The sequence below is a fragment of the Chenggangzhangella methanolivorans genome (assembly GCF_019797865.1).
Lineage (GTDB): Bacteria > Pseudomonadota > Alphaproteobacteria > Rhizobiales > Methylopilaceae > Methylopila > Methylopila methanolivorans.
In genome coordinates, this window is the sequence record NZ_CP081869.1 from 5383402 (window position 1) to 5407543 (window position 24142).

At 67.9% G+C, this 24142-nt stretch carries 17 protein-coding genes and 7 pseudogenes; 5 read left to right on the forward strand and 19 right to left on the reverse strand.

What is annotated here, in order from left to right:
• Positions 1-107: 107 nt before the first annotated feature.
• Complete coding sequence (locus K6K41_RS28305) at positions 108-1586, forward strand: cobyric acid synthase (protein WP_378148395.1); 1479 nt, start codon at positions 108-110, stop codon at positions 1584-1586.
• Here K6K41_RS28305 and cbiB read toward each other — a convergent pair.
• Together cbiB and K6K41_RS30045 are read right to left on the reverse strand one after the other, a co-directional pair.
• Positions 1583-2556, reverse strand: a pseudogene (gene cbiB, locus K6K41_RS30035) (adenosylcobinamide-phosphate synthase CbiB). The gene K6K41_RS28305 and the pseudogene cbiB overlap by 4 nt on opposite strands.
• Before the next feature lie 133 nt (positions 2557-2689).
• Positions 2690-3340, reverse strand: a pseudogene (locus tag K6K41_RS30045) (aminotransferase class I/II-fold pyridoxal phosphate-dependent enzyme); the annotation flags it as partial.
• Positions 3341-3698: 358 nt separating this feature from the next.
• On the opposite strand from K6K41_RS30045, the gene K6K41_RS28320 reads away from it, so the two are divergent.
• On the forward strand, positions 3699-4145 hold the full coding sequence (locus K6K41_RS28320) for a DUF1636 domain-containing protein (protein WP_261403289.1): 447 nt from the start codon (positions 3699-3701) through the stop codon (positions 4143-4145).
• Here the strand turns inward: K6K41_RS28320 and K6K41_RS28325 are convergent.
• Both K6K41_RS28325 and cobA read right to left on the reverse strand, forming a co-directional pair.
• Positions 4110-5412: pseudogene (locus K6K41_RS28325) on the reverse strand (cobyrinic acid a,c-diamide synthase CobB). The gene K6K41_RS28320 and the pseudogene K6K41_RS28325 sit on opposite strands and share 36 nt — an antisense overlap.
• Complete coding sequence (gene cobA, locus K6K41_RS28330) at positions 5409-6200, reverse strand: uroporphyrinogen-III C-methyltransferase (RefSeq protein WP_378148821.1); 792 nt, start codon at positions 6198-6200, stop codon at positions 5409-5411. The pseudogene K6K41_RS28325 and the gene cobA overlap by 4 nt, the downstream one beginning before the upstream one ends.
• A gap of 82 nt (positions 6201-6282) precedes the next feature.
• Here cobA and K6K41_RS28335 point away from each other — a divergent pair, with 82 nt between their 5' ends.
• From K6K41_RS28335 to cobM, 3 genes and pseudogenes are all read left to right on the forward strand, one after another.
• Positions 6283-7086: a cobalt-precorrin-6A reductase gene (locus tag K6K41_RS28335; protein ID WP_261403291.1), complete on the forward strand. Its 804-nt coding sequence runs from the start codon at positions 6283-6285 to the stop codon at positions 7084-7086.
• A 100-nt stretch (positions 7087-7186) separates the two neighbouring features.
• A pseudogene (gene cbiE, locus K6K41_RS28340) lies at positions 7187-8406 on the forward strand (precorrin-6y C5,15-methyltransferase (decarboxylating) subunit CbiE).
• A pseudogene (gene cobM, locus K6K41_RS28345) lies at positions 8403-9163 on the forward strand (precorrin-4 C(11)-methyltransferase). Before cbiE ends, cobM begins: the two co-directional pseudogenes overlap by 4 nt.
• Before the next feature lie 168 nt (positions 9164-9331).
• On the opposite strand, the gene K6K41_RS28350 reads toward cobM, so the two are convergent.
• The 15 genes and pseudogenes from K6K41_RS28350 to ssb form a co-directional block, all read right to left on the reverse strand.
• Positions 9332-10339 (reverse strand): zinc-dependent alcohol dehydrogenase family protein, encoded by a 1008-nt coding sequence (locus K6K41_RS28350; protein ID WP_261403292.1) that lies wholly within the window; start codon positions 10337-10339, stop codon positions 9332-9334.
• Positions 10340-10421: 82 nt separating this feature from the next.
• Positions 10422-10976: a hypothetical protein gene (locus tag K6K41_RS28355; RefSeq protein WP_261403293.1), complete on the reverse strand. Its 555-nt coding sequence runs from the start codon at positions 10974-10976 to the stop codon at positions 10422-10424.
• Positions 10977-11082: 106 nt separating this feature from the next.
• Positions 11083-12465, reverse strand: a complete 1383-nt coding sequence (locus tag K6K41_RS28360; RefSeq protein ID WP_261403294.1) for a PepSY-associated TM helix domain-containing protein — start codon at positions 12463-12465, stop codon at positions 11083-11085.
• Positions 12466-12479: 14 nt separating this feature from the next.
• Positions 12480-14201: a TonB-dependent receptor gene (locus K6K41_RS28365; protein WP_261403295.1), complete on the reverse strand. Its 1722-nt coding sequence runs from the start codon at positions 14199-14201 to the stop codon at positions 12480-12482.
• A gap of 64 nt (positions 14202-14265) precedes the next feature.
• Positions 14266-14729: pseudogene (locus K6K41_RS28370) on the reverse strand (TonB-dependent receptor plug domain-containing protein); the annotation flags it as partial.
• Positions 14730-14819: 90 nt separating this feature from the next.
• Positions 14820-15182, reverse strand: a complete 363-nt coding sequence (locus tag K6K41_RS28375) for a DUF2946 family protein (protein ID WP_261403297.1) — start codon at positions 15180-15182, stop codon at positions 14820-14822.
• A 309-nt stretch (positions 15183-15491) separates the two neighbouring features.
• Positions 15492-16778 carry an ATP-dependent DNA helicase gene (locus tag K6K41_RS28380; protein WP_261403298.1) on the reverse strand — a complete coding sequence of 429 codons (1287 nt, stop codon included), beginning with the start codon at positions 16776-16778 and terminating at the stop codon, positions 15492-15494.
• The gene (locus K6K41_RS28385) at positions 16702-17373 is read right to left on the reverse strand and encodes a helix-hairpin-helix domain-containing protein (protein ID WP_261403299.1); all 672 of its coding nucleotides are present in this window, start codon (positions 17371-17373) and stop codon (positions 16702-16704) included. Before K6K41_RS28385 ends, K6K41_RS28380 begins: the two co-directional genes overlap by 77 nt.
• 146 nt (positions 17374-17519) lie before the next feature.
• Positions 17520-17750 (reverse strand): hypothetical protein, encoded by a 231-nt coding sequence (locus tag K6K41_RS28390; protein WP_261403300.1) that lies wholly within the window; start codon positions 17748-17750, stop codon positions 17520-17522.
• The gene (locus K6K41_RS28395) at positions 17725-17967 is read right to left on the reverse strand and encodes a hypothetical protein (protein ID WP_261403301.1); all 243 of its coding nucleotides are present in this window, start codon (positions 17965-17967) and stop codon (positions 17725-17727) included. The genes K6K41_RS28390 and K6K41_RS28395 overlap by 26 nt, the downstream gene beginning before the upstream one ends.
• On the reverse strand, positions 17964-18179 hold the full coding sequence (locus tag K6K41_RS28400; protein WP_261403302.1) for a hypothetical protein: 216 nt from the start codon (positions 18177-18179) through the stop codon (positions 17964-17966). Before K6K41_RS28400 ends, K6K41_RS28395 begins: the two co-directional genes overlap by 4 nt.
• 333 nt (positions 18180-18512) lie before the next feature.
• Positions 18513-20474 carry a hypothetical protein gene (locus K6K41_RS28405; RefSeq protein ID WP_261403303.1) on the reverse strand — a complete coding sequence of 654 codons (1962 nt, stop codon included), beginning with the start codon at positions 20472-20474 and terminating at the stop codon, positions 18513-18515.
• On the reverse strand, positions 20471-21982 hold the full coding sequence (locus K6K41_RS28410) for a site-specific integrase (protein ID WP_261403304.1): 1512 nt from the start codon (positions 21980-21982) through the stop codon (positions 20471-20473). Before K6K41_RS28410 ends, K6K41_RS28405 begins: the two co-directional genes overlap by 4 nt.
• Positions 21983-22032: 50 nt before the next feature.
• The gene (locus K6K41_RS28415; protein WP_261403305.1) at positions 22033-23232 is read right to left on the reverse strand and encodes a tyrosine-type recombinase/integrase; all 1200 of its coding nucleotides are present in this window, start codon (positions 23230-23232) and stop codon (positions 22033-22035) included.
• Positions 23233-23384: 152 nt separating this feature from the next.
• A pseudogene (gene ssb / locus K6K41_RS28420) lies at positions 23385-23905 on the reverse strand (single-stranded DNA-binding protein).
• Positions 23906-24142: the final 237 nt, after the last annotated feature.

Here is a 24142-nt window from a genome sequence, read left to right on the forward strand (position 1 = left end):
ACCCTCCTCATGCTGAGGAGCGGCCGTCAGGCCGCGTCTCGAAGCACGCAGTTTTTCGCCGCATCCCCGCTTGAGGACGATCCCTGCTCGGCCTGCGGCCGTCCGGGATGACGCGAATGTCCCCCACCCCCGCGATCATGTTCCAGGGCACCGGCTCGAACGTCGGCAAGTCGCTGATCGTCGCCGGGCTGTGCAGGCTGTTCGCGCGCCGTGGCCTGAAGGTCGCGCCGTTCAAGCCGCAGAACATGTCGAACAACGCGGCCGTGACCCTGGACGGCGGAGAGATCGGCCGCGCCCAGGCGTTGCAGGCGCGCGCGGCTTTCCGCGAACCGGTCGTCGACATGAACCCGGTGCTCCTGAAGCCAGAGAGCGAAACCGGCAGCCAGGTCGTCGTGCAGGGCCGGCGCGTCGGCAGCTATCGTGGAGCGGCCTATTCCGGGCTGAAGCCAAGCCTGATGGCGCCTGTCATCGAGAGCTTCGAGCGGCTGGCGGCCGACGCCGATCTCGTTCTGGTCGAGGGCGCGGGGAGCGCCGCGGAGGTCAATCTCCGCCAGAACGACATCGCCAACATGGGATTCGCACAGTCGGCTAATGTTCCGGTCGTCCTCATCGGCGACATCGACCGGGGCGGCGTCATCGCCTCTCTCGTCGGAACCTCGGCGTTGCTGCCGCCGGACGATCGCGCTCTGATTCGAGGCTTTCTGATCAACCGCTTCCGCGGCGATCCCGCGATGTTCGCCGGCGGGCTTACAACGATTGCGGAGCGAACCGGATGGCCCTCGCTTGGCGTCGCGCCGTGGTTTCCGGAAGCCGGCAAACTTCCAGCGGAAGATTCCGTCAATCTCGTGGGGCGCGCTCGGCCGGCGCGCGGCGAGATCCGGATCGTCACGCCTGTCCTGCCCCGCATCTCGAACTTCGACGACCTTGATCCGCTGCGGCTGGAGATCGGCGTCTCGCTGGAGCTCGTCGAAGGCGGAGCGCCGCTGCCGGTCGACGCGGATCTCGTGCTGTTGCCGGGGTCGAAAGCCACGATCGACGACCTCGATGCGCTCAGGCGCTTCGGCTGGGACCACGACATCCATGCGCATGTCCGTCGCGGCGGCCGGGTTCTGGGCCTCTGCGGCGGATACCAGATGCTCGGCCGCACGATCGCGGACCCGGACGGCGTCGAGGGCCCTCCCCGTTCGGTCGAGGGCCTCGGACTCCTCGAGGTCGACACCGTGCTGGGCGGCGAAAAGCGTCTTGCCCGCGTGACCGGCCGCCATATGCCGAGCGGAGAAGCGGTCGAGGCCTACGAGATCCACATGGGGCGCACCGCGGGTCCGGACACGGCCCGCGCGCCGTTCGAGGTCGAGGGCCGGCCCGAAGGCGCGGCGTCTCCGAACGGGCTCGTCGCCGGCGCCTACCTTCACGGCGTCTTCGCGGCCGACGGGTTCCGCCGCGCCTATCTCAAGGCGCTCGGCCTACCCGGCTCCGCGCTCGCCTATGAGGCGACCATCGAGGCGACGCTCGACGCGCTCGCGGCGCATCTCGAAACGCATCTCGACGTCGACGCGATCCTCGCGATCGCGCGCAGTCGCGGCTAGCCCATAAGCGTCGCGACCCCGAACACGGCGAGAACCGCCCCGGCATGCGCGGCGCAGGCCGACCGGAACAGTCTCAGCGCCGCGCCGATGTCTTCGGGGCGCGCGTCCTGCCTGCCCCGACGGTTCATCCACGGATCGTCGACGGCCACGCCCGAATAGATCCGCGGGCCGCCGAGCGCGAGACCGAGCGCTCCGCCGAAGGCTGACTCCGGCCAGCCCGCGTTGGGCGAAGCGTGGCGGCCGGCGTCCTCGCGCATCGCTCGAAAGGCGGCGCCGGCGGAACGCCCCGTCAGGGCCGCTGCGATCGCCACGATCGCGCCCGACAGCCTCGAAGCCGGCAGGTTGACCAAGTCGTCGAGCCGCGCCGCCGCCCAGCCGAAGGCGCGGTGGCGCTCGGTCTTGTGCCCGATCATGCTGTCAGCGGTGTTGATCGCCTTGTAGGCGAACAGTCCGGGCAGCCCGAAGAGCACGAGCCAGAAGACCGGCGCGACGACGGCGTCCGAAAAATTCTCCGCCGCCGACTCGATCGCGGCGCGCGACACGCCCGCCTCGTCGAGCTTCGAGGGATCGCGACCGACGATCATCGAGACCGCGTGCCGCGCCGCGCCGATGCCCCCCGCAGCAAAGGCGTCGCGGACGGCGCGGACATGCAGATAGAGGCTCTTCTGCGCCACCAGCATCGAGGCGAGAACGCCCTCGAGCAGGTAGCCGTACGGCAGACCGCCAAGCGGCAAGGACAAGGCGAAGCCGACCGGCCGAGCACGAGCGCGAACACGGCGGCGACGCCCCGCCTGCGCCGCACCGCCTCGTCGAGCTCCAGCCGGTTGAGGCGGCGGTCGAGCAACGCGACGCCCGCCCCCATCACCGCCACCGGATGCGCGACGCGCCTCCAGAGCCGGTCCGGGTCGCCGATCACGGCGTCGAGGGCGAGCGCGACAAGCGCGATCGCCGCGGTGTGCGCGATGTCCAAGGCGTCCAAATCCGGCTTTGCTCGTCAGGCCGCCGTCTTTAGCGGTCTCGAGCGCGCGGTCGAGCCGCGCGAAGGCGTCCGGCCCGCCGGGCAGTCCGAAGCGCAGATGGTCGGGCCGCTCTTCGAAGGCGCGCGTCCACACCCCGTCGCGCGCCAGACTGCGGTGGATCTCGGACGCGCGCGGATGTCGAACCATGCGGAACAGATCGCAGCCCCGCACCTGACTGAAGCCCGCGCTCTGCAGCAGGCTCTCGAGCCGGAGCGCGTCGACAGCGAGCTGGAGGCGCATCTCGGCCGCCCAGGCGTCGTCGGCAAGCGCGGCCCTGCCGGCATGGAGCGCAGGGCCGGAGACCGGCCACGGCCCGAGTTCGGCGGCAAGCTCCGAGATCATCTCTTCGTCGCCCGCCGCGAAGCCAAGGCGAAGGCCGGCGAGCCCATAGAACTTCCCGAACGACCGCAGCACCACCACGCCCTTGGACGCCACCTTGGAGCCGAGCGCTGTCTCCTGGCTCACATCCGCGAAGGACTCGTCGACCACCAACAGGCCGCCGCGGCGCGCGAGCTGGGTCGCAAGACCGGCCAATACGTCCGGCTCGAAGGTGCGGCCCGTGGGATTGTCGGGGTTCACGACGACGACGACGTCGGCCTCGCTCGCATGCGTCAGCGACCAGGCCTCTTTCACCTTGTGGCCGGCCCGCGCCCAGGAATAGGCGTGCTCGGCATAGGTGCGCCCGACGACGAGCACTGGCCCGCGCGTGCGCAGGTACGGCAGCAGCTGGATCATCGCCTGCGCGCCGGGCCCGGCGACGACGGGCGTATCCGGGCGCCAGCCATAGGCGCGCCGGGCCACGGACAGGAGTTCCTTGAGGTCTTCGGGTCGGGAAGCCTGGTCAGCGCCTCGGGCGGAAAGGGCCTGAGCGGATAGGGATGGGGATTGACGCCGGTCGACAGATCAAGCCAACCCTGCCGCGGCTGGCCGAAAGCGGCCTCCGCCGCAGCGAGATCGCCGCCATGCCTCATGAACGCTCCTGCCTGTCCCCACGCCAAAAAATTGAGCAGATTTGCGGCCGCGTCAACGCTGCTGAGGTCTTGCGGCCCGCGGCGAAGACGCCACTGCCGGGCCGCGCGGGGAGCGATCGGGCGTGAGCGCGGCTTCCGCCAGCCGCGGTATCACGGTGGTCGCCGTCTGCCGGACCTGCAAACCGGAGGGCGACGTCGCTGCGGAGCCGCCCGGAGCGCGGCTCGGACGCGCGACGGTCGCGGCGGTCGAGCGGCTTGCAGGTCCCGACAGCGTCGTCGAGGTCCGGGCGATCGCATGCCTGTCGGCCTGCGGGCGCTCCTGCGCCGCCTCGGTGGCGGCCCCCGGCAAATTCTCCTACGTGGTCGGCGGCCTCGTTCCCGAAGACGCGGAGGATCTCGCCCGCTTCGCCCTCGCTCATGCGGACGCGCCGGACGGAATTCCGCCCTGGCGGACGCGGCCCGAAAAGATCCGCAAGAACACGGTCGCGCGGGTGCCGCCGCCCGGCGCCGAGCATGCACTCGTCGAAGACATCTCAGTCGCAGTCGAGGACGTGCAGGAAGGATCCTGAGACGTTTGCGCGGCGCAGGCCCGCGCGGCCGCCGTCCTGTAGCCTGAAGAGCGGCTCCTCGCCTCTTCGCGCAGGATGGTGGCGTAGTGGAACTCGTGGGCCCGCACGTCCGTCCCGGATGGGCCGAGCGGGCCGCCGGCGGCGAGGCGGGCGCGACGATAGCCGAGATGAAGATGCCGGCTGGAGAAGGACGTTTCGAGCGCAAGCAGGCCGAGGCCCTCGTGGCGGACGCCGTCGGCGTCGATGATGGCCTCGCCGAGCGTCATGTAGCCGCCGCACTCGCCATAGATCGCGACGCCGTTCGCGGCCGCGGCGCGCATGCCGTCCCTGAAGCGGCCGCCGCCGCGAGCCGCCCGGCATGCAGCTCCGGGTAGCCGCCCGGCAGGAACACGGCGTCGGCTCCGACCGGCGGCGCTTCGTCGTCGAGCGGCGAGAACGGCATGATCTCGGCGCCAGCCCGCCGCCAGCCGTCCAGAAGATGCGGATAGGCGAAGCGGAACGCGACGTCGCAGGCGAGCGCGATCCTGCTCCCGAGCGGTCGAGCGGGCGGCCCCGGCGCCGCGGCCGGCGGAGCCGCGAGCGGCCGGGCGGCGTCCCGAAGCGCCGGAAGGTCGACATGGTCGGCGACGAGACCCGCGGCCGCGTCCAGGATCGAGGCGAGACCCTCGATCTCCTCCGCCTGCACGAGACCGAGGTGCCGCGAGGGCGTCGCGAGGCCCGCAGTCCGCGGCACGGCGCCGAACACTCTGAAACCCGCGGCCGCGCAGCCGTCCTGCGACAGAGCCGCGTGCCGGGCGCTCGCAACCCGGTTGAGAATGACGCCGGCGATCTCGACATCCGGATCGAAGGCCCGGAACCCGGCCGCCACCGCGCCGGCGGACTGCGCCATGCCGCCGACGTCGATCACGAGCACGACCGGCAGGCCGAGCGTCTTCGCGACCTCGGCCGCGCCCCCATAGCCGTCGACGCCGCGTTCCGCGGCGCGGTCGAAGAGGCCCATGACCCCCTCGACGACCATGACGTCAGCGCCCTGCCCCGCTTCATGCGCAAGGCTGAGCAGCCGGTCCCGCCGCATAGACCAGCCGTCGAGGTTCGGAGACGGGCGGCCTGTCGCCGCCTCGTGGAAGCGAGGGTCGATGTAATCCGGACCGATCTTGGCGGAAGCGACGGCGAGGCCGGCCCGCCGGAAGGCGCCAAGCAGGCCAAGGGTCAGGATCGTCTTGCCGGAGCCGCTCGACGGCGCGGCGACCACGAAGCTCGGCGTCACCGTACGGCGTCCGCGATCGCCGCGTCCGCATGCGCGGCCGCCATGCCGAGCACCGGCGCGAGCGCCACCACGCCGCCCACCACCACGATCGCCGGCGGCTCGACGCCTGCGACATCCTCGCCCGCCGCAAGGCGAGCAAGCGTCGTGAGAACGACCTGCTGGCGCGGCGTCGTGGCGTTGGCCACCACCGCGACAGGCTCGGCTTCCGGGCGCCCCGCCTCCAGCAGTTTTCGGGCGATCACGCGCATTAGCCGGAAGCCCATATAGACGACGAGAACGGGCGCCCCGGCCGACAGCGCGGTCCAGTCCAGCCGCTCCGACAGCGCGCCCTTCGCGTCGTGCGCGGTCAAAAAAGTCACTGACTGATTGACGTCGCGATGGGTGACCGGGATGCCGGCGGCCGCGAGGCCTCCGACGCCCGCCGTCACGCCCGGAGAGGCGCGGAAGCGCGTCCCGGCCGCCACCAGCCCCTGCGCCTCCTCGGCGCCGCGGCCGAACACGTAAGGGTCGCCGCCTTTCAGCCGCACGACTCGCTTGCCAGCGCGCGCGGACGAGATCAGAAGGGCGGTGATCTCGGACTGCTTCGGCGACGGGCAGCCGGCCCTCTTTCCGACGAACACCCGTTCGCAATCGTCCCGCGCGAGCCTCAAAACCTCCTCATTCACGAGCGCATCGAAGTAGACCGCGTCGGCCTGGGCGAGCGCCCACGCCGCCTGCAGCGTGACGAGGCCGGGATCGCCCGGACCGGCCCCCACGAGCCAGACGGTTCCGGGAAGAAACGGCGGCATTGCGCGCGCCAGCGCCGGCGGCAACACGAGCGGCGTCGAAGGACATTCGGCATGCGGCAGCATCGGCGACATGCGGCGGACCATGACCCCTCTCGCGGCGCCGCACAATCCCACGTTCGAGGGGGAAGCCGCTCCGCGGGTTCTCATTCTCGGCGGCTCGTCGGACGGCTTCGAGGCCGCCGAGCGGTTCACCGCGAGCGGCTACGAGGTGGTGACGTCCTTCGCCGGCCGCACCGAGACGCGGCGTACGCCCGCAGGCCTCTGGCGGGTCGGCGGCTTCGGCGGCGTCACCGGCCTCAGCGCCTATCTCGCGGTCGAGGACTTCGCCCTGGTGGTGGACGCCACGCATCCCTTCGCGGCGCGGATCAAGGACAACGCCGCCAAGGCCTGTCACGCGGTCGGCGCGCGCCTCGTCCATGTCGTCCGCCCCGCGTGGCGGCCGCGCGAAGGCGACGACTGGCGTTTCGCGTCGGACGTCGAAGCCGCGGCGCAGCTGACCCCGCGCACGGACGGCCCCTGCTTCCTCACCGTTGGGCGCATGAAGATCGCGCCGTTCGCGAAACGCCGCGACCTGCGCTTCGTCATCCGGACCGTCGAGCCTCCGGAGCCGCCCTTCGACCATCCGAACGCGATCGTGGTCAACGACCGCGGCCCGTTCTCGCTCGCCAACGAGCACGCGCTGTTCGAGGAGCACGGCTTCGGCGTGCTGGTGACGGCGAACAGCGGCGGCAAGGGCGCGGTCGCCAAGCTCGACGCGGCGCGGGAACGCGGCGTGCCCGTGGTGCTCGTCGATCGCCCGCCGCCGCCCGCCGGCCTCGTGGTCGAGACCGTGGAGGAGGCGCTCGAGCAGGCCAAGGCGCTGATCGGAGATCCGGGCGTCGCCTGATCCGGAAGCCGTCTTGCTCTTGGCCGTGCGCCCGCCGATAAGCGAAGTTCGACTACAGACGCTTCCGGATCTTCCGCGTGCCCGCACAAGCCTCCGCCCCCTGCCCGACCCGCGCTGGCTGACCGTCGTCGGGATCGGCGAGGATGGTTTCGGCGGGCTTGGCGAGGACGCGCGCGCAGCCTTGGAACGGGCCGAGGCCCTCGTGGGCGGCGCGCGGCATCTTTCGCTCGTGCCGGCGGACGCCGCGCCCCACGCCGAGCGCCACGCCTGGCCCTCTCCCATGCTGCCCTTCGTCGAGACGATCGCGGAATGGCGTGGTCGTCGCGTCGTCGTGCTGGCGAGCGGCGATCCCCTGCTCTACGGCGTCGCCGCGACCCTGCTCGCCCGGATCGCGCGCGAAGAGGTCGCGGTTCTTCCGACGGTCTCCTCGTTTCAGCTCGCCTGCGCCGCGATGCTGTGGCCGGTTCAGGAGACCCGGCTGGTCTCCGCTTGCGGACGGCCGCTCGAAGCGCTTGCGCTCGAACTGTTCGACGGCGCGCGCGTCGTCCTGCTCTCGGCCGGCGGAGGCACGCCGGCCGAGGCCGCACGGCTTCTCGTTTCGCTCGGGTTCGGACGCAGCCGCATGACGGTGCTGGAGCGCCTCGGCGCGCCGGCCCAGCGCGCGCTGTCCTGCGCGGCCGCCGAGATGGACGATCATCGCTTCGACGCGCTCAACGTCGTGGCGATCGAGATCGTGGCGGGGCCCGGCGCATCCCGTCTTCCCCGCATTCCGGGCCTGCCGGACGACGCGTTCGAGAACGACGGCCAGATCACGCGCCGCGAGATCCGGGCCGTCACGCTCGCGCGCCTTGCGCCCGCCCCGGCGCCCTGCTCTGGGACGTCGGAGCGGGCTCCGGTTCGATCGGGATCGAATGGCTGCGCGCCGAGCCGGACGCTCATGCGATCGCGCTCGAGCCGCGCGCCGACCGCGCGGAACGGGCGCGACGGAACGCGCGGCGGCTCGGCGTTCCGGCGCTCGACGTGCGCGAGCAAGCGGCGCCTGAGGGACTGGCGGGCCTGCCGCGCCCCGACGCGATCTTCCTTGGCGGCGGCGCCACGGGCGAGCGCGTCGTCGAGATCTGCTGGGCTGCGCTCAAGCCCGGCGGACGCCTCGTCGCCAACGCCGTGACGCTCGAGACCGAGGCGAGGCTGACGGCCGCCCGCGCGGCCTATGGCGGCGATCTCGTGCGCCTCCAGGCGACCTACGCGGACGCGGTCGGCCGGATGACCGGTTGGCGCCCTGCGATGCCCGTCACGCAATACGCCGTCGTGAAGCCGTGACGGTCTATTTCATCGGCGCAGGGCCGGGCGATCCCGACCTGATCACGGTCCGCGGGCGCGACCTTATCGCCCGATGCCCCGTCTGTCTCTACGCAGGCTCCCTCGTGCCCGCAGCCGTCGTGGCGCATGCGCCGAAGGACGCGCGCGTCGTCGACACGGCGGCGCTGTCGCTCGACGACATCGTGGCGGAGTTCGAGGCGGCGGACGCCGGCGGACTCGACGTCGCGCGCGTGCATTCCGGCGATCCGTCGATCTACGGCGCGACGGCCGAACAGTTCGCCGCGTTGAAGGCGCGCGGCATTCCGTACGAGATCGTGCCCGGCGTGCCGGCCTTCGCGGCGGCGGCGCGCGGCTCGGCGTCGAGCTCACGGTTCCGGAGATCGCCCAGACGATCACGCTCAGCCGCTTGTCCGGCCGCGCCTCCAGAATGCCCGAGGCGGAAACGCTTCAGGCGGTGGCGGCGGCGCGCGGCACGCTCGTGCTCCACCTCGCCGCAAAGCAGCTCGCACGCATCGCCGATGAGCTTGCGCCGCTTTACGGCGCCGACTGTCCCGTCGCGCTCGTCGCCCGCGCGACATGGCCCGACGAGGCGATCGTGCGGGGAACGCTCGCCGACATCGTCGAGAAGGCCGCGCCGTTGGGGATCGAGCGCACGGCGCTCGTCATCGTCGGCCGCGCGCTCGACGGCCTCGGCGAGACGTCGAGCGCGCTTTATGCGCCGGAACATGTCCGGCGGCTGAAGCCTGCGGCCAAATAAGGACAGGCCGAGAGGAACTGCGTGCTTCGAGACGGCCCTGCAGGCCTCCTCAGCATGAACGATGGCGGCGATCCAAAGACGGTCCTCATGCTGAGGAGCCGACCCTTGTCGGCGTCTCGAAGCACGCAGTCCACCGCTACAGCAGCGCCGATAGGCGGACCTAAAAGATCAGAACTCCAGACAGATCTTGCCGAAATGCCGGTTCGACTCTTGATGCCGGAAGGCCTCGCCCAACGCGTCGAGGCCGAAGCTGCGGTCGATCACCGGCTTCAGCCCGGTCGCCTCCATGGCTTCGACCATGTCCTGCTGATGCCGGCGCGAACCGACGATCATGCCCTGGAGCCGCGCCTGCTTGGCCATGAGGGCGAACGTCGGCACCTCGCCTGAAAGCCCGGTGAAGATGCCGATCAGCGAGACATGGCCGCCGACGCGCGCGGCGGCGAAGGACTGGGCGAGCGTTCCCGGACCGCCGATCTCGACCACATGGTCGACGCCGCGCCCGTAAGCGAGACCGTGGGCCGCCTCGCCCCAATTCTCGGTCGACCGGTAGTTGATCACGTGGTCCGCGCCGAGGCTCTTCAGGCGCTCCATCTTCTCGTCCGACGACGAGGTCGCGATCACGGTGGCGCCCATCGCCTTGGCGATCTGCAGCGCGAAGATCGAGACGCCGCCGGTTCCCATGGTCAGGACGACGTCGCCGGCCTTCAGCCCGCCGTTCACGACGAGGGCGCGCCAGGCGGTCAGTCCGGCGCAGGTGAGCGTCGCGGCTTCGGCGTGCGTCCAGCCCTTCGGCGCGCGCGTGAACGAGGTCGCGGGCGCGGTGACCATCTCGCAGGCGTAGCCGTCGACGCCGTCGCCCGGCGTGAGCGAGAAGTCCGAGATGTCGGTGCGGCCGTCGATCCAGGTCGGGAAGAAGGTCGAGACGACATGGTCGCCGGCGGCGAACTCGTCGACGCCGGCGCCGACCTCCTCGACCACCCCCGCACCGTCCGACATCAGCACCCGGCCGGCCTGCGACGGCAGCATGCCGGTCGCCACCGCGTAGTCATGAAAGTTGAGCGAGCTCGCCTTCAGCCGCACCCGGATCTCGCCGGGACCCGGCCCGCCCGGCTCGTCCTTGTCGACCAGAGCCAGCGTGTCGAGCCCCGCCGGGCTTCCGAGCGTCATCGCCTTCATGATCGGTCTACTCCCACAGAATTCCGTCGTCCGGACGCGCCTATCTGGCGCGCGAACGCCCGGCTTCGAGGCGCGATGGGATTCAAACCCTGACGACGGCGCGTCTCGACCGCGCGAGACCCAAGGGGCGGGTGCGGGCCCACAGGGAGAAGCAGAGGGCGATCGAGGCCGCGCAGGCCGAAAACGTCACGAGGAAGTCGATCGAGACATGCGAACCAAGCCGGGCGGCGTCGATCTCGGACGCGAACTGGCGCACGACCATCGCGGGCGCGAGGATCACCATGAGCCAGAGCGGATAGAACAGCAGCGCCGCGAGCGCCTTCGCGCCCCATGCGCGCTCGAACGCCCCGATCGAGACCGAGGGGGCTGCGGCGGCCAGGATCGCGCCGAACAGGAACCTGAGCGCGTCCGCGGTCTGGCCGGGGCTGTCGCGCACCACCGGCGTCGCATAGAGCGTCGCGGTGACGGCGTTCGAGGCTGCGACAACCAGTTCCCAGACGACGTCGGCGGCGACCAGAGCGGAAGCGATGGCCGAAGGCGCGACGACGATCGCGATCACGAGAGCGGCGAAGCCCGCCTTTTCGCCGGCCGTCCTCGCCGCCGACGTCAATCTCGCGATCGCAGCAGATTTCGGCATCGCCCCGCCCCCAGTTTGTTAGGGATCAGACTACCGCCTGATGAGGCGAGCGCCAGACGCATCCACAACCCGTGAGTGTTTTTTTTCGAAATGCTTAACGGCGAAGTCAGCCGCCGGCGCCTCGGCGCGCCATCAGCCGGTCGACGCCAAGCGCGGCGACGAGCGAAAGTCCAGCGAGCGGGAACAGGATCCCGATGACGAGCGTGATCGTCGCCACCGTGCGCAGCCGCGTCGGCTCGAGCGTCCGCGGCGCGGCGAGCTGGCCTTTCGGTCGTCTGCGCCACCACATGATCGGCCCGGTGATCGACAGCGCCGCGGTCCCGACGCAGGCGAGCAGCATCACGAACTGGTTCGCGCGGCCGAAATAGTTGCCCATGTGGAGCTGGACGCCGAGCTCCACCGCCTTGGCGGCCACGCCGTAGTCGGCGAAGCCGACGTCGTTCAGGATCGCGCCCGAGTACTGGTCGATCTGGATCGTCCGCTGCCCCTGCGGGCGATCGGGATAGACATAAGCCGAGTAGACCCCGGCCGCCCCCTTCGGCAGCGAGAGCCGGTAGGGATGCGCCATGCCGGCCGCGGCGAGGATCTCGCCCGCGCGGTCGACGCCGATCGGCGCGGCGGCGGCGTCCGCGGGGGCGCTCATGTGGCCGCCATGATGGCCGGCATGCTCGTCCCCGGCCTGCTCCCGCGAGGCCGGCATCGGCGCGGTCTCGAGCGTCCAGGGCGCCTCTCCGGTCGCCTGCTTCATCGTCTCGGCCGAGGCCGGCACGGCGCCGTGGTTGCGGTGGCTGACCGGGTAGCCGATCCCTGCGGCCTCGGTCCCGGCGCGCAGGAGCGTTCCCCACACATTCGCCCATGGCAGTCCGGTCAGGATGAGGAACAGCAGGACGGCCGCCGTCCAGACGCCGATCGCGGCGTGAAGGCTCTTCCAGAACGGCCGGCCGGTCCCCCGGAGTTTCGGGACGAGAGCGTCGGCGAAACGCCGCGCTCCCCGGGGCCACCAGAGATAGAGCCCCGTCACGATGAGCACGACGCCCCAGCAGGCCGCGAGCTCGACGATGGCGTGGCCGCCGAGCAGCGACGAGCCATGGAAGCGGTCCGCGAAGCCCACCAGCGTCCGGTCGTAAACGTAGGAGCCGAGCACGGCGCCGGTCCCCGGATCGACGAAGACGCGGCGTTCTCCGCCCTGCCCGTCCTTGACGTAGACCTGCGCGCTCCGGTCGGCGCCCGCCCAGGTGTCGATCCGGGTGGCCTCGCCGCCCGGGACGCTCGCCGCGGCCGCGGCGACGAGGCGGCCCAGCGGCAGCGTCGTCTCATGCGGCGCGACGATGCGCTTGTCCGCATGGAGCGCGTCGTTGATCTCGTCGTTGAAGAGATAGATCGCCCCCGTCACGCTGAGGATCAGCAGGAACGGGGCGACGATCAGCCCGGCGTAGAAATGCCAGCGCCAGACCGCGCGGTAGAGCGCCGGGTTCTGGAAAAAGCCCATCGCCGCCTCCCCTCTCAGAACTTCACGCTGTAGGTCAGGTCGAAGCTGCGCGGCGCGCCGACATAGACCTGGGTCGAGGAATAGCCCGACCACTCGGCGTAGAGCTTGTTGGTGAGGTTCCGGCCCCGGAGCGTGACGACGCCGCCCGCCGGCACGTCGACCGCGATTGACGCGTCGAACAGCGTGCGGCCGGCGACGCGGATCGTGTTGGCGTTGTCGGTGTAGAAGCTTCCGACATGGCGAAGGCCGGCCCCGAAAGTGATCGGCGCCTCGGCCAGCCGATAAGTGGTCCAGAGATTGATCGTCCGCTCCGGAACGTTGAGCGGCCGGTTGCCCTTGAGGCTGACGCCGCCTTCCGAAAGCTTCGTGAACTCCGCCTTGAGGAAGGCCGCGTTGGCGTTGACCTTCCACTGGCTCGTCATCGCCATCGAGACGTCGAGCTCGACGCCGCGCGAGCGCTGGCTGCCGCCCTGGACGGTGAGTGCCGGCGTGACCGGATCGCGCGTCAGGATGTTGTCCTGCTCGATCTGGTAGATCGACGCCGTCGCGGCGATCCGCTCGTCCCAAAGAAGCGTCTTGACGCCGCCCTCGACCGACCGGCCCTTCGTCAGGTCGAAGGCGGCGCGCGCCGAGCTCGACAGCAGGAGCGAGCTGACCGGGGTGATCGCGGTCGTGTACTGGCCGAACAGGCTGACTTGCGGCGTGAGGTCGTAGACCGTGCCGATGCGCCAGGACGTCGCCTTGAACTTGTTGCCGAAACGGTCCGACAGCGTCGGGTCGTTGAGGTCGTCGACCTTGCGGTCGAGGTCGATCCAGTCCTGCCGGACGCCGCCGACCACGATCCATTCGGGCGTGAGGTTGAGCGCGTTCTCGACGAAAACGGCGGTGTTGTCGACCGTGCTGTCGAAGTTCTGCCGGGTGGCGAAGCCCGCGGTGTCGGGAAAGTCTCCCCGGTCGAAGTCGAACGGATCGACGAAGTCGACGGTCCCGAACCGGCGCCTCGAGCCGAACTCGGTGCGCATGTATTCGACGCCCGTCGTGAAGCGGTTGCGCATGCCGCCGATCTCGCCGTCGAAGTTCGCCGTCGTGCGGTTGGTCCAGGACTGCTGGTCGTGGGAGATCAGCGTCGCGTCGCGCCGCAGCTTGGCGTCGCCCGGCTGGGTCGCCACGTAGGTGTAGTCCTCCGAGTTCCGCCACAGCCGGTCGGCGCTGTAGAAGCCGAAGTCGTTCTTCAGCGTCCAGGCGTCGGTGAGCTCGTACTCGGCGCCGGCGCGCGCCCACACGGCGTCGGACTTCATCACGCCGTCGTCGACGTTGAAGTTCTTCTTCCAGATCGACTTGTCGAGCACGAAGCCGCGGCCCGTCACGACGCCGCTCGGGTCGCGCGCGACGTCCGAGGGCAGCAGCGGCGTGCCGAAATAGGCGGTGCGGAAGTCGTCGTGGAAATAGTCGAACGCCGCCGTGATCTTGAGGCGATCGGTCGGCTTCAGCGCGATCGCGGTGGTGACCTGCACGTTCTCGCTGTCGGTGTCGTTCACATAGCCGTCGGAGCGTCCGTAGAGCACGCTCGCCGCGGCGGCGACGTTCTCGCTCGGCGCGACGTTGACGGCCGCTCCTGCGCGCACGCTGTCGAACGAGCCGTAGGAAAGCAGCCCGTCGGCCTTGAAGACGTCGAACTCCGGCTTGCGCGTCACGAGGTTGATCGTGCCCGCAAGCGCGCCGGCCCCGTCGACCACGGAGGGCCGGACCTTTGAGGATCTCGATCCGGTCGAAGCTGTAGGTGTCGTAGTTGCGCGAGGCGATCAGCGGATCGATCGCCCTCACCCCGTCGATCACATAGCCGACCGCCCCGCGCGAAAAGCCGCGGATCGCGGTGACGCCGGTTCGCCCGGCAGGTTGCCGGCGACGACGCCCGGCGCGGAGTTGTAGGCCTCGATCAGCGAGCGGCTGCCCTGCTCCTGCAGCTGCTGCTGTGTGAGCACGTCGACGGTCGCCGGCGTTTCGCGCACGGTGAGGCCGAGGCGGCTCGCGGCCTCGCTCGTGCGCTTGAGCCGCGCGGCCGGCGCGGAGGCGTCGCCCTCGCCGCGCCCTTCGATCGCGATCTCGTCGAGAGGGGTCGCAGCCTCGCCGTCCCCTTCCGGGGGTTGCGCCAGTGAGGGGGAGGCGACGAGCAGGGCCGCGACGGCGGCGGCGGAAAACAAGGCGCGGCGACGCGCGGCGCTGCGCGCCGGCGAGAAACGAACGGACACTTCGGAAAACTCCACGCGAAAGGGCTTGGCCCGCGCGGCGGCGGGCGACGCCCTGCCCGGCCGGCGAGGTCTTGGCGAAACGACGCGCGGCCTTGCAGGCCGCGATCACGCCTCGCGCGGAGGAGCCCTTGGATTTCGTGGAGTTCGTTTTTGCGCAGGCGGCGCGAGCGCGTCCGCCCAAAGCCGCTCCGTTCCGCCGAGAACCTGCGGAACGTCCGGAACGATCTGAACGTCGCGCGGCGCGGCGGCGACCGCATGGAGCGCGCATCCGGAAACGCAGCAGTCGGGCAGCGCCTTGTGGCTCTTGTCCGAGCCGCCGTCGTCCGGGGCCGACGTCTCGTCCGCGATCGTGCGGCACAAAACGCCGAACGGATCGGCGGCCGCCGGAGCCGCGCCGAGCGCGACGCCCGCCAAGACGGCCTGCAACACGACGAGATAGGCGGCGAGAACGCCCCCCGCCCGTCGCATCAAGCCGCCTCGTGCCGCCACCACTTCGCCCCCGCGTCGCCGTCGCGCGGCCATAGCATGGCGCGCGCATCCGTCAAACCATGACCAACGGACGCTGGGGCCGAGGTCGGGGATCGGACCCGCTCCGGCGGCTCGAGATCAGAAAGGTTCTGTGCGGTACAGAAGCGCCACTGTGTGTTACGGCGTTGAGCAGCTTCAAGAATCCTTGGACGTGATGAGCGACAAATGTCGTCTGTCGCTCATTTGGTCGATCTGACGGTGGTTGGCGAACATGCTGGAGCGGCCCTCGCCGATCCAGTTTCGAGCATATCACGCTACCGCGTGATCCCGCCAGAACGCAGGCCTTCCGAGGCCGGTCTCACGCCTGCCGGCGGCGGAGGGCTGGCGAACGGCTTCTGCAAGAACGTCAGCCTCGCCGATGAGCACGACCCGATCGGTCGCGCGCGTGACCGCGGTGTAGATCAGGGACCGATCGAGCAGCCGCGAGCGCGTGACCGGGACGACCACGCTGCGGAACTGAGATCCTTGCGCCTTGTGGACGGTGACCGCGTAGGCGAGCGACAGGTCGTCGAGAGCTGACCCTACGAACTCATGGCGCTCGCCGTCGAAGTCGACCTCAACGGCATCGTCGATGCGCACCACGACGCCGAGGCTGCCGTTGCGCAGGTCGCGACGATAGTCGTTTCGGCCGAACATGACGGGCTCGCCCAGCGCAAGGTCGCGACCGGGAACCCGGGCCCTTCCCACACTAAGAAGGCGATGGAACAGGCCGTTCAGCGCCTCCAAGCCGGTATCACCAGCCCTGAGCGGGGTAAGGATGCGAAGGTCGTGGCCGAAGCCTCCGAGGCGCTCGACGACATCGACGACGTGGTCGGCGGTCGGGGCGCTGTCCGTGCTGACTAGGGCGACGCCGTCCAAACCGACCTGATGCTCGAGCGTCGGCCACTGACCCTCTCGGATCGCGGCCGCTACGACCGGGATGCCCGAAGTCGCCGCCTGGCGATAGATCCGTCTGAGCCGGATGGCGGGAACCTGAGGAGCTTCGGCGAACGCGTGGAGGGTGAGGCCGAAGCCGATGGGTCCGAGCTGGGCCTCATCGCCGACCAACAGCAAGCGGCTCTCCTCGGGCATGTGCCGCAGCAGGCGGTAGAGCGTCGGCAGGTCAAGCATGGAGCTCTCATCGACGACGATGAGGCTCTCCGGCCCAAGAGCCACCTTTTTCGCCTCACAGGCTTTCAGGAAGGCCGCGATGGTCGATGCTGGCCGACCAGTCGCCTCGCGCATCCGGACCGCTGCACGGCCAGCCAGGGCCATCTGGTGAACAACTCTGCCGAACGCCTCGTTCGCCGCGCAGACGGCCTTCAGGACTGTCGTTTTCCCGACGCCCGCTCCCCCGAGCACCATGCCGAACCGAGACCGGACCGCCAGGCGGACCGCGGCGCGTTGTTCCTCGTTCAGCTCGACCCCGACCTCACGTCTCGCACCATCGAGCCACTGATCGATTTCTTCTTCGGGTACCTCACGGGCGATCAGGTCGCCTTGGACGGGCTCTGACAGCGCGGTCAGGAGCCGGGACGCAACGTAGGCCTCCATCATAGCCGCGCCGGCCGGCTGCCACCCTCCATCGCTGCTCACGACGGCCCCAACGTCCCGGGCATGGTCGACCGCGCGAGACGTCAGAAACAGCTCCTACAGGGCCGAGAAGCTTCCGCAGGCGGGCTCGGAGGGTGGCGTCGCTCGTCCACGTGTGCTGGCTCTGCAGGCGCTCGTAGAGCACAGCCTCGACGGCGGCGATCAGTCGGGCGGGATCGTCCTCGGCCGTCCCTATGCGCTTCGCGGCGGCGTCGACGGTCGGCCAAGAGGCGAGCGCCATCATGGCGTAAGGCTGACTGCGAATGCGTTGGGCGGCCTCCGCTCCCCAGAGGCGCATCACCTTTCCGGCCAGGCGCGGATCGAAGCCGCGCTCCTCGAGCCAGACCACGACGTCTCCTCGCGCGAGATCCTCAGCCCAAGCTCGAACCAGCGTCTCGGCCTCCCGCTCTCCCACCACCGTCGCCAACGGGTTCGGGTCGCCGCCGGCGAGGAGCCGTGGAAGATCCGGCCCGAAGACTTCCGCCAGCCGAGCGGCCTTCGCCCAGCCGATACCTTCGAAGGCTGGCGTCTCAGCGAGGTGGCGGATCAGAGCGGCCATCGGGACGTGCCCCGCCGACCCACGCCCACCATGCCACCGTGCTCGGTCCAGGGAAGGGGCAAGCGCAAGCGGCGCGCCGAGGCGCGCCCCCTTCCCTTCCCCTGCGCGCGGCGGCCTGCTGTTCGCAGGTCGGCTCCGAGGAACGGTCATTCCCCGGTCTCACCGAGGAACGGGAGAGAAGAGACCCAGCGTCCCGTCTCCACCATATGCGTCTCGACATGCTCGACCCGCCGCAGGCGCTCCCGCAGGCCGGCGACCTCGGCGCGGAGCGCCGCGTTCTCTTGTTCGAGCTTGTGGATGCGTCGCTCGCGCCGGTCCGGCGTGCGGACTTCCGGCTTTACGTCAGGCTCCTCAGCGTTCTCGGGCGCGAGCCCCATCGCTTCGACCGAGGTCCAGCGCTTCCTTCGCCGCCGGGTTCTTGTAGAGAACCTGCCGGTCGAAGCCGCAGGCCAGCGCCACGGCCGAGACGTTGACGCGACCGTTGCGCATCGGAAGCGGGCGACGTTCGGCCGCGAGCGCGTCGAGATACTCCTGAAGGCGGCGAGAATTCTCGGCGCCGGCCGCCGCTCCAGACTGCCCTGCGGCCGCAGTCAAAACCTGCTCCGGTCGATGGGCGGAAGCGCCTTCATGAGTTCGGCCTCGCTGACGCCCTTCACGGCCGCGTTGCGCAGCATGATGAGGTGCCGCTCCTCGTACCAGGCGTTGCGTTCGGCCAGTTCCTTCATGCGCTCCTGCAGATCCTCGACCTGTCGTCGAAGGATGACGACCTCTGGATCACGGGAGCGCCGCTTCGCGCCGCCGGCCAAGGCGACCTTACGGGTTTTGACGGCATCGACGATCTCGGGCTTCGCCGCCAGCGCCTGCCTGGTCCACGAACCGACGCCGAGCTGTTTGAGCGCCGCTGATATCCTCCCAGCGGAGCGGAAGAGCCGCCCAGGTCAAGATGACCTCGCGGATCCGCGCCACGGTCGCTTCGTCGAGATGCCGCCGGCTGCCCGTCCGCGGAGCGCGGGCTGGCGAACGTCGACTACCCTTCTCCTTCACGGCCATCTGCCCCACCCAGACTGGGCTCGACGGTGATTCGGCCCGGAGCCACCAAGTAGACAGCAAGGAGGTGAACACTCCCCTCCGACGGCCCCTCAGGGCCTTGCGATCTGAACCAGCGTGCCGTTGGGAATGCTGGGGTCATGATGCACGGCGACGATAGCCTCGAGGCCGCGAGCCGTCCGGCGGTGAGCCTCCACCCAGCGCGCCGCGCCGTAGGTCCTTTCGTCTGCTTCGACGGCCGCGCTTTCCAGCAGGGCGTTGGTCTCGGCAAGCAGCCGTTCGGCCGCACCGCACTGGCCCGCATCGCCCTTCTTTACGCAATGCTCGGTGCAGTCAGGGCAACTACCGTGCTTCGTGCAGGGCAGCAGGCTCCAGTCGTGAAGACACAGGCCGATCTCGGTCAGGTGCGCTGTCGCAATCTGGGTCTGCCGGAAGGAGGCGCGATCGCGCGGAGGCAAGCGTTCGTGCGCTTCGGCGAGAGGCCCTCTCATCTCGCCGTTCTCGACCAGCTTGCGAACCTTGCCAGCGAGCTCGGCCCCCGACACGTGGTCATAGGCCGCGTTCTGCCGGACATCCTTGCGGCCGGACCAGCGCGCGATCTCCATCTGGCTCATCCCGCCGGCCTGGGCCAACGTGTTGAGCCAATGCCGCAGCTGATGGCTATTCATCCGGATAGGCGACCCGTCGTCCTCGACCATGCCGAACCGCTCAAAGATCGACGGTGCGCCCTCTTTGCCGGTGATGAACAGACCGATCATGCCGTCGGTAAGGAAGCGCACCGATCCAGGGATCGAGGTGCGTCCGGGATGGGTGAAGTTCTGAGGTATGAGAAATAGATGCTCATCCAGCCGCAAAGGACTATCCGGCGGCACTTGCGGCATTTCGCGCCTAATGACTCTCGATACGTCTCGACGGGTCGCGGACATTCCGACAGCGCTTTGGACGAGCGGCACACTCCACGAACGACACCACTGAAGGCCGCTTGTGCGATGCGTCATCCCTAAAAGAGCGCCGACCGCGCTGCACTCAATGAGACACTCGGGATCACCATCGTCGAGGCCTTCAACTTTCACCCCCCACGGGTGACGAGCGGCGTACGCAGCTGCTTCTCGGGTCGGTTCGGTGATGCGGCGGATGTCCGCGATCGCCCGCCGCGCGACGTCCACGAGGGCTGACGGGATCCACTTCGGCGCTGGCGGCGCGCCCTTCTCCGCCCAATACCGGATGCCGTAGCGGACAACTGGGTCACCCTTGTCGTCGAGCACCGGTTTGCCGTCGCGATAGGCTGCCTCCTCAACCTCGCAGTTGGCTGGGATGCTCAGAAGTTCGTTGATGCGCCAGCCGCCGCAGACCAGCAACTCGATCACGCGAATGCGGAGAATGTCGACGTCTTCGGTGACGAGGTTGGCAAGCCTGGCGAGCGCATTAAGGCTCGCGTCGGTCGGCAGCTTCTCCTCCCGCCGCTCCCGCGCTGCGGCATCCAATCGGCCCTCGGTTCCGTCCGGTCGTTTGATGATCGGGTTTCGGAATTCGATGCGCGTGCGACCGACACCAAAGCGATCGACCCAGCCTGCGATCTCGACAAGTTTCTTGCCGGTCGAATAAGCCGTCGAAGCACTCTGAGCCTTCTTGGCGGCGATGGCGGCGCGGTAGAACGTATCTGGGTCCAGAGAGCAGGGGTCGAAGCCGATCTCGGCCATTTCCTCATGGAGGAACCGAGCAGCGGCGATCAGCGCGGCATGGTCGTCGAGATGCTTAGCTCCATCGCTTTCTCGGGATCGAACGACTGCCTTCAGGAAGCTCGCGAAGGGTTCGTGCAGGGGGACCCGCCCATCTTCGCCTCGTCCTCCGGCCAGCACCTCGGTAAAATACAGTCGGTTGACCCCGGACCTGCCGCTGCTTGCACGTTTTTGCTTGATCAGCGTCACGGCCCAGATAGGCGCGTCGAAGTCGACTGCGCCGAATGCCGTCAAGGCGCGAGCCTTGGCGATGAAGTTCTCAAGGTTCGTCTGCGCGTCGAGATGTCTGGCAGACGGAAGAACGTGGATATTCATGCCGCGCGCACCTCCGTGATGCGCTGGATCACATCGCCGATAGCGAGGATGGTCGCGTCGTGGATCGCCACCATCCGACCATCCATGCCCGCAGCCTTTTTCCGCTCTCGCTGCGCAAGGAGATCGTCCAGGATCTTGTCGTGAGGCCCATCGATCCAAGGCTGGAACTGACTGCAGGTGTAACAGGCGATCGGAGCGAGCAGGTCACAGAACGAATGCTCTCCGCACGTGCCGAGACCAGCCGGGCGTCCAGAGGCTTTGTCGACCGCCATCACCCTGCTGCTGGGATCGTCTCCACGCTCGGCCTTCCTTTCCGAAGCAACCAGTTTCCCGAGGAAGGCCTGGGCGACCGGTCCAAGTTTCAGGGCCATGGCGCGGTCGAGAGAATCGACGATGTCGCTCTTGATGTCGAAGTAGACCCTGACGTTCTGGAGATCAGTGTGATCCAGTGCCTCGCCAATCTCCTCCATGCTTGCGCCTTCGCGGACAAGGCGGGTCGCGAACGTGTAACGTAAGCGCCGTGTAGTCACGGCCAGCGGAAGTCCCGTTCGGACCGAAACAACGCCCAATCTCCTGACGCCGTCGGAGACTAACTTTGTAAATTCGCTCGGATAAAGGTGGCGTCCATATTCTTGCATGGCACCTGCGGAATGCATCCTGACATTACGGCGCATGAAAATAGGACTGTTTGGACCTGTGACTCGACCATAACCTTCTTCACGAGCGCGATTTTCTGCTATTAAGCTTAGGAGAACATTGCCAATTTCTACCGTCAACTTTCTCGTACGGAATGCGGCACGAGGAACGTCGTGGTTTTTCTTCACACGCGGCACTTTAAGATGGAAAAAGCGGACCCCACTCTCTTCCATGAGCTGAAGATCACATTCCCGAAGTAACGCCATCTGTTTTGGATTACAGCCCAAGGCAATACACAACCAAATTGCCGCTGCATGATCAAGACGAAACGTTTTTCGCCGACGCTCATCGTTCAACGCGTTCAGAAGAGCGGTTATCTCAACATCGACGAGCGGACCCTCTTCAGGATCTAACGACAGTACAGCACGACCTTTCCTATTACCGCCAATCGTTTTCTCATAAAGCTCGAACGCTACTTCAGGTGAGAACGCCGCACTACCGTAATCGGCACAAGAGCGATACCAGTGCCGCACATGATGCAATCGCCAGATGCTATTTTCAAACCGCCCTTCGAGGAAGCCTCGCACTTCATTAAATACGTCGATTGACAACTCATCATTACCGTCTGCGGCGGCAACAAAACTCGGACTATGAGACAAATATAGCAATGTTTCGAATGTTGCATACACCGCATCAGGAGATTTTGACTTAATTCTTCTAGCAAAGTATCTAACAGTATCCGTTAATACCTCGTATGAACATCGCGGAAATCTTTCCCAATTGAGATAAACTTGTTCTCCCGCGCTGTTCAGTACCCACCGCCAACCACTCGCATCGACGTTAAGTCCCGCGCGATCAACGATGATGCCCATCGATGGAAACGAAGCTTGATTTTGTGATAGTATATTAGGCTTCACTAAGATTACTCCGGTGCGCTCTTACGCTGAATACTGGCGACATAAGCTTCGGACATTTTTCTCACGTATTCTTTGTTGTAATGGACCCCTTGATCAGACCCCTTTACCCATCCAAAATGATAATTCCTGGCAAGCGCGGTCTCGGCGTCATTCCAGCCGAGCTCCTTGCTCCCGGCGGAGAAACGGGAGTTCGCGGCGTGACGGTTGGCGTGTGTCGTGAGCTCAGCGGGCAGCCCTGCGACCCTCTTCCGGAGTAACTCATACATGTCGTTGACGGTCCTGAGCCCGAGCGCCTGACCGGCCCGGGACACGAAGACAAACGGGGTACGCCGCGCGTCGGGGTACCGCCGAGCGTCGGTCCGGTGCTCGGTTATCCAAACTCGAAGAGCGTGAGCGAGATGCTTGGTAATCGGGATCGTACGCCCGAGGGTCTTCACCTGCGGCGCGACGCGCCGTCGGTCGTCGGCGTCATCAGGACGTCGGGCAACGGTGACAGATGGATTTTCGCCCTGAAGGTTGAGATCCTGCCCCTTAAGCTTCAGCGCTTCGCCGCGCCTCATGCCTGTCTCGTAGTAAAGCAAGAGCAGCGCAAAATTTCGATGCTGATGCTGGGTCTGAAAAGGGTTTTCATCGCATCCGGGCGCTGCGGCCGCGAGCATCGCTTGAAGCGCACCATCGCCGACAACGACCTTGTCCGACTTGCCGCTTCTCGGAAGTCCGTCGTTCATCATCTTGATGAAGCGATCGAGGCAAAGCCGTGCTTCACCTAGCCGCGGATCTCCGACGCGAATGCGCTGAAGCGCCGTCTTAGCGTGCCAAGCGACATAATCGCGAACGGCGTGACACCGATCGACGAACTGCGCCGCTCCGACGACGCTCTTTGCCCCTTGGCCTTTCGTAGCGCGGGCGCTGACGCGCAGGGCGTCCTTGAGATCTTCGACCTCGTACGAGCTCAGAAGCTCGAACGTTTCGATCCTAGCCTTGAAGTTGAGCGCCCTGCTCTCCGCCCAGTTGAGCGCCGTGCAGACTGCCCTCAAGCGCTGTTCGCTGGTTGCCGCCGCCTGCTCTCGCGGGCGCAAGGAGAGCAGAGCGTAAACGTTGGGCTGCGCTGCCAGCAGCCCCCGGCAGTCAACGACGGCCGGGAAGCGCTCACCATTGCGGAATCGTAGCAGCTTTACACTGAACGGGGCAATTTCATCGGTCATTTCAGAAACTTAGCTGACAGTAGTTTACGAAATTGAACTACCGCCAGATACGACCCTGAAATTCCTCAATCGGCCCCCGACCATGTTCGCTTAAAAGTTAGCGATTAGAATCGGTTATCACATACAGTGGACAAAACCACATGTACCGCATTCTAGAACGGGATGTCGTCGTCCATGGCGTCGCCATAGCCGCCGCGACCGCCGCCGCCTCCACCACCGCCGCCGCCGGCCGGCGCAGGCTGGCGGCGCTCCATCGGGCTCGACGGCCGAAGCTGTCGCCCCCGCCGCCGCCCTCATAAGCGTCGTCGCCGCCCCCGCCGCCACGGCCCTCGAGCATGGTCAGCTCGCCGCGATAGCGCTGCAGCACGATCTCGGTCGAGTATTTCTCGGCGCCGGAGGCGTCCGTGTATTTCCGGGTCTGGAGCTGGCCTTCGATATAGACCTTGGAGCCCTTGCGCAGATACTGCTCGGCGACCTTGGCGAGGTTTTCGTTGAAGATCACGACCTGGTGCCATTCGGTGCGCTCGCGGCGCTCGCCGGAGCCCTTGTCGCGCCAGGTCTCGGACGTCGCGATCCGGAGATTGACGACCGGCTCGCCCGAATTCAGGCGGCGCACCTCGGGGTCGCGCCCGAGATTGCCCACCAGAATGACCTTGTTCACGCTGCCCGCCATCGTCGTCTCTCCTGCCGTCCTTCGCTAAAGGGCCAAGGCCCGCACCCTAGTGCGCCGCCGCGCGGAAGTCGCCCGCCCTCGGGGCTTGTCCACAAAGCGCCGCCGCGCCGGACGAGCGGGCCGATAAGTTCTTTCTTTGTTCTCTTCTATATCGCGACCCGAAAGTTGTCAAAACCAAGGCGCAGGGCTTTCCTTGGCCCGGCGCCAATGCAAGAAGGCAGCGGGATCAAGCGTACT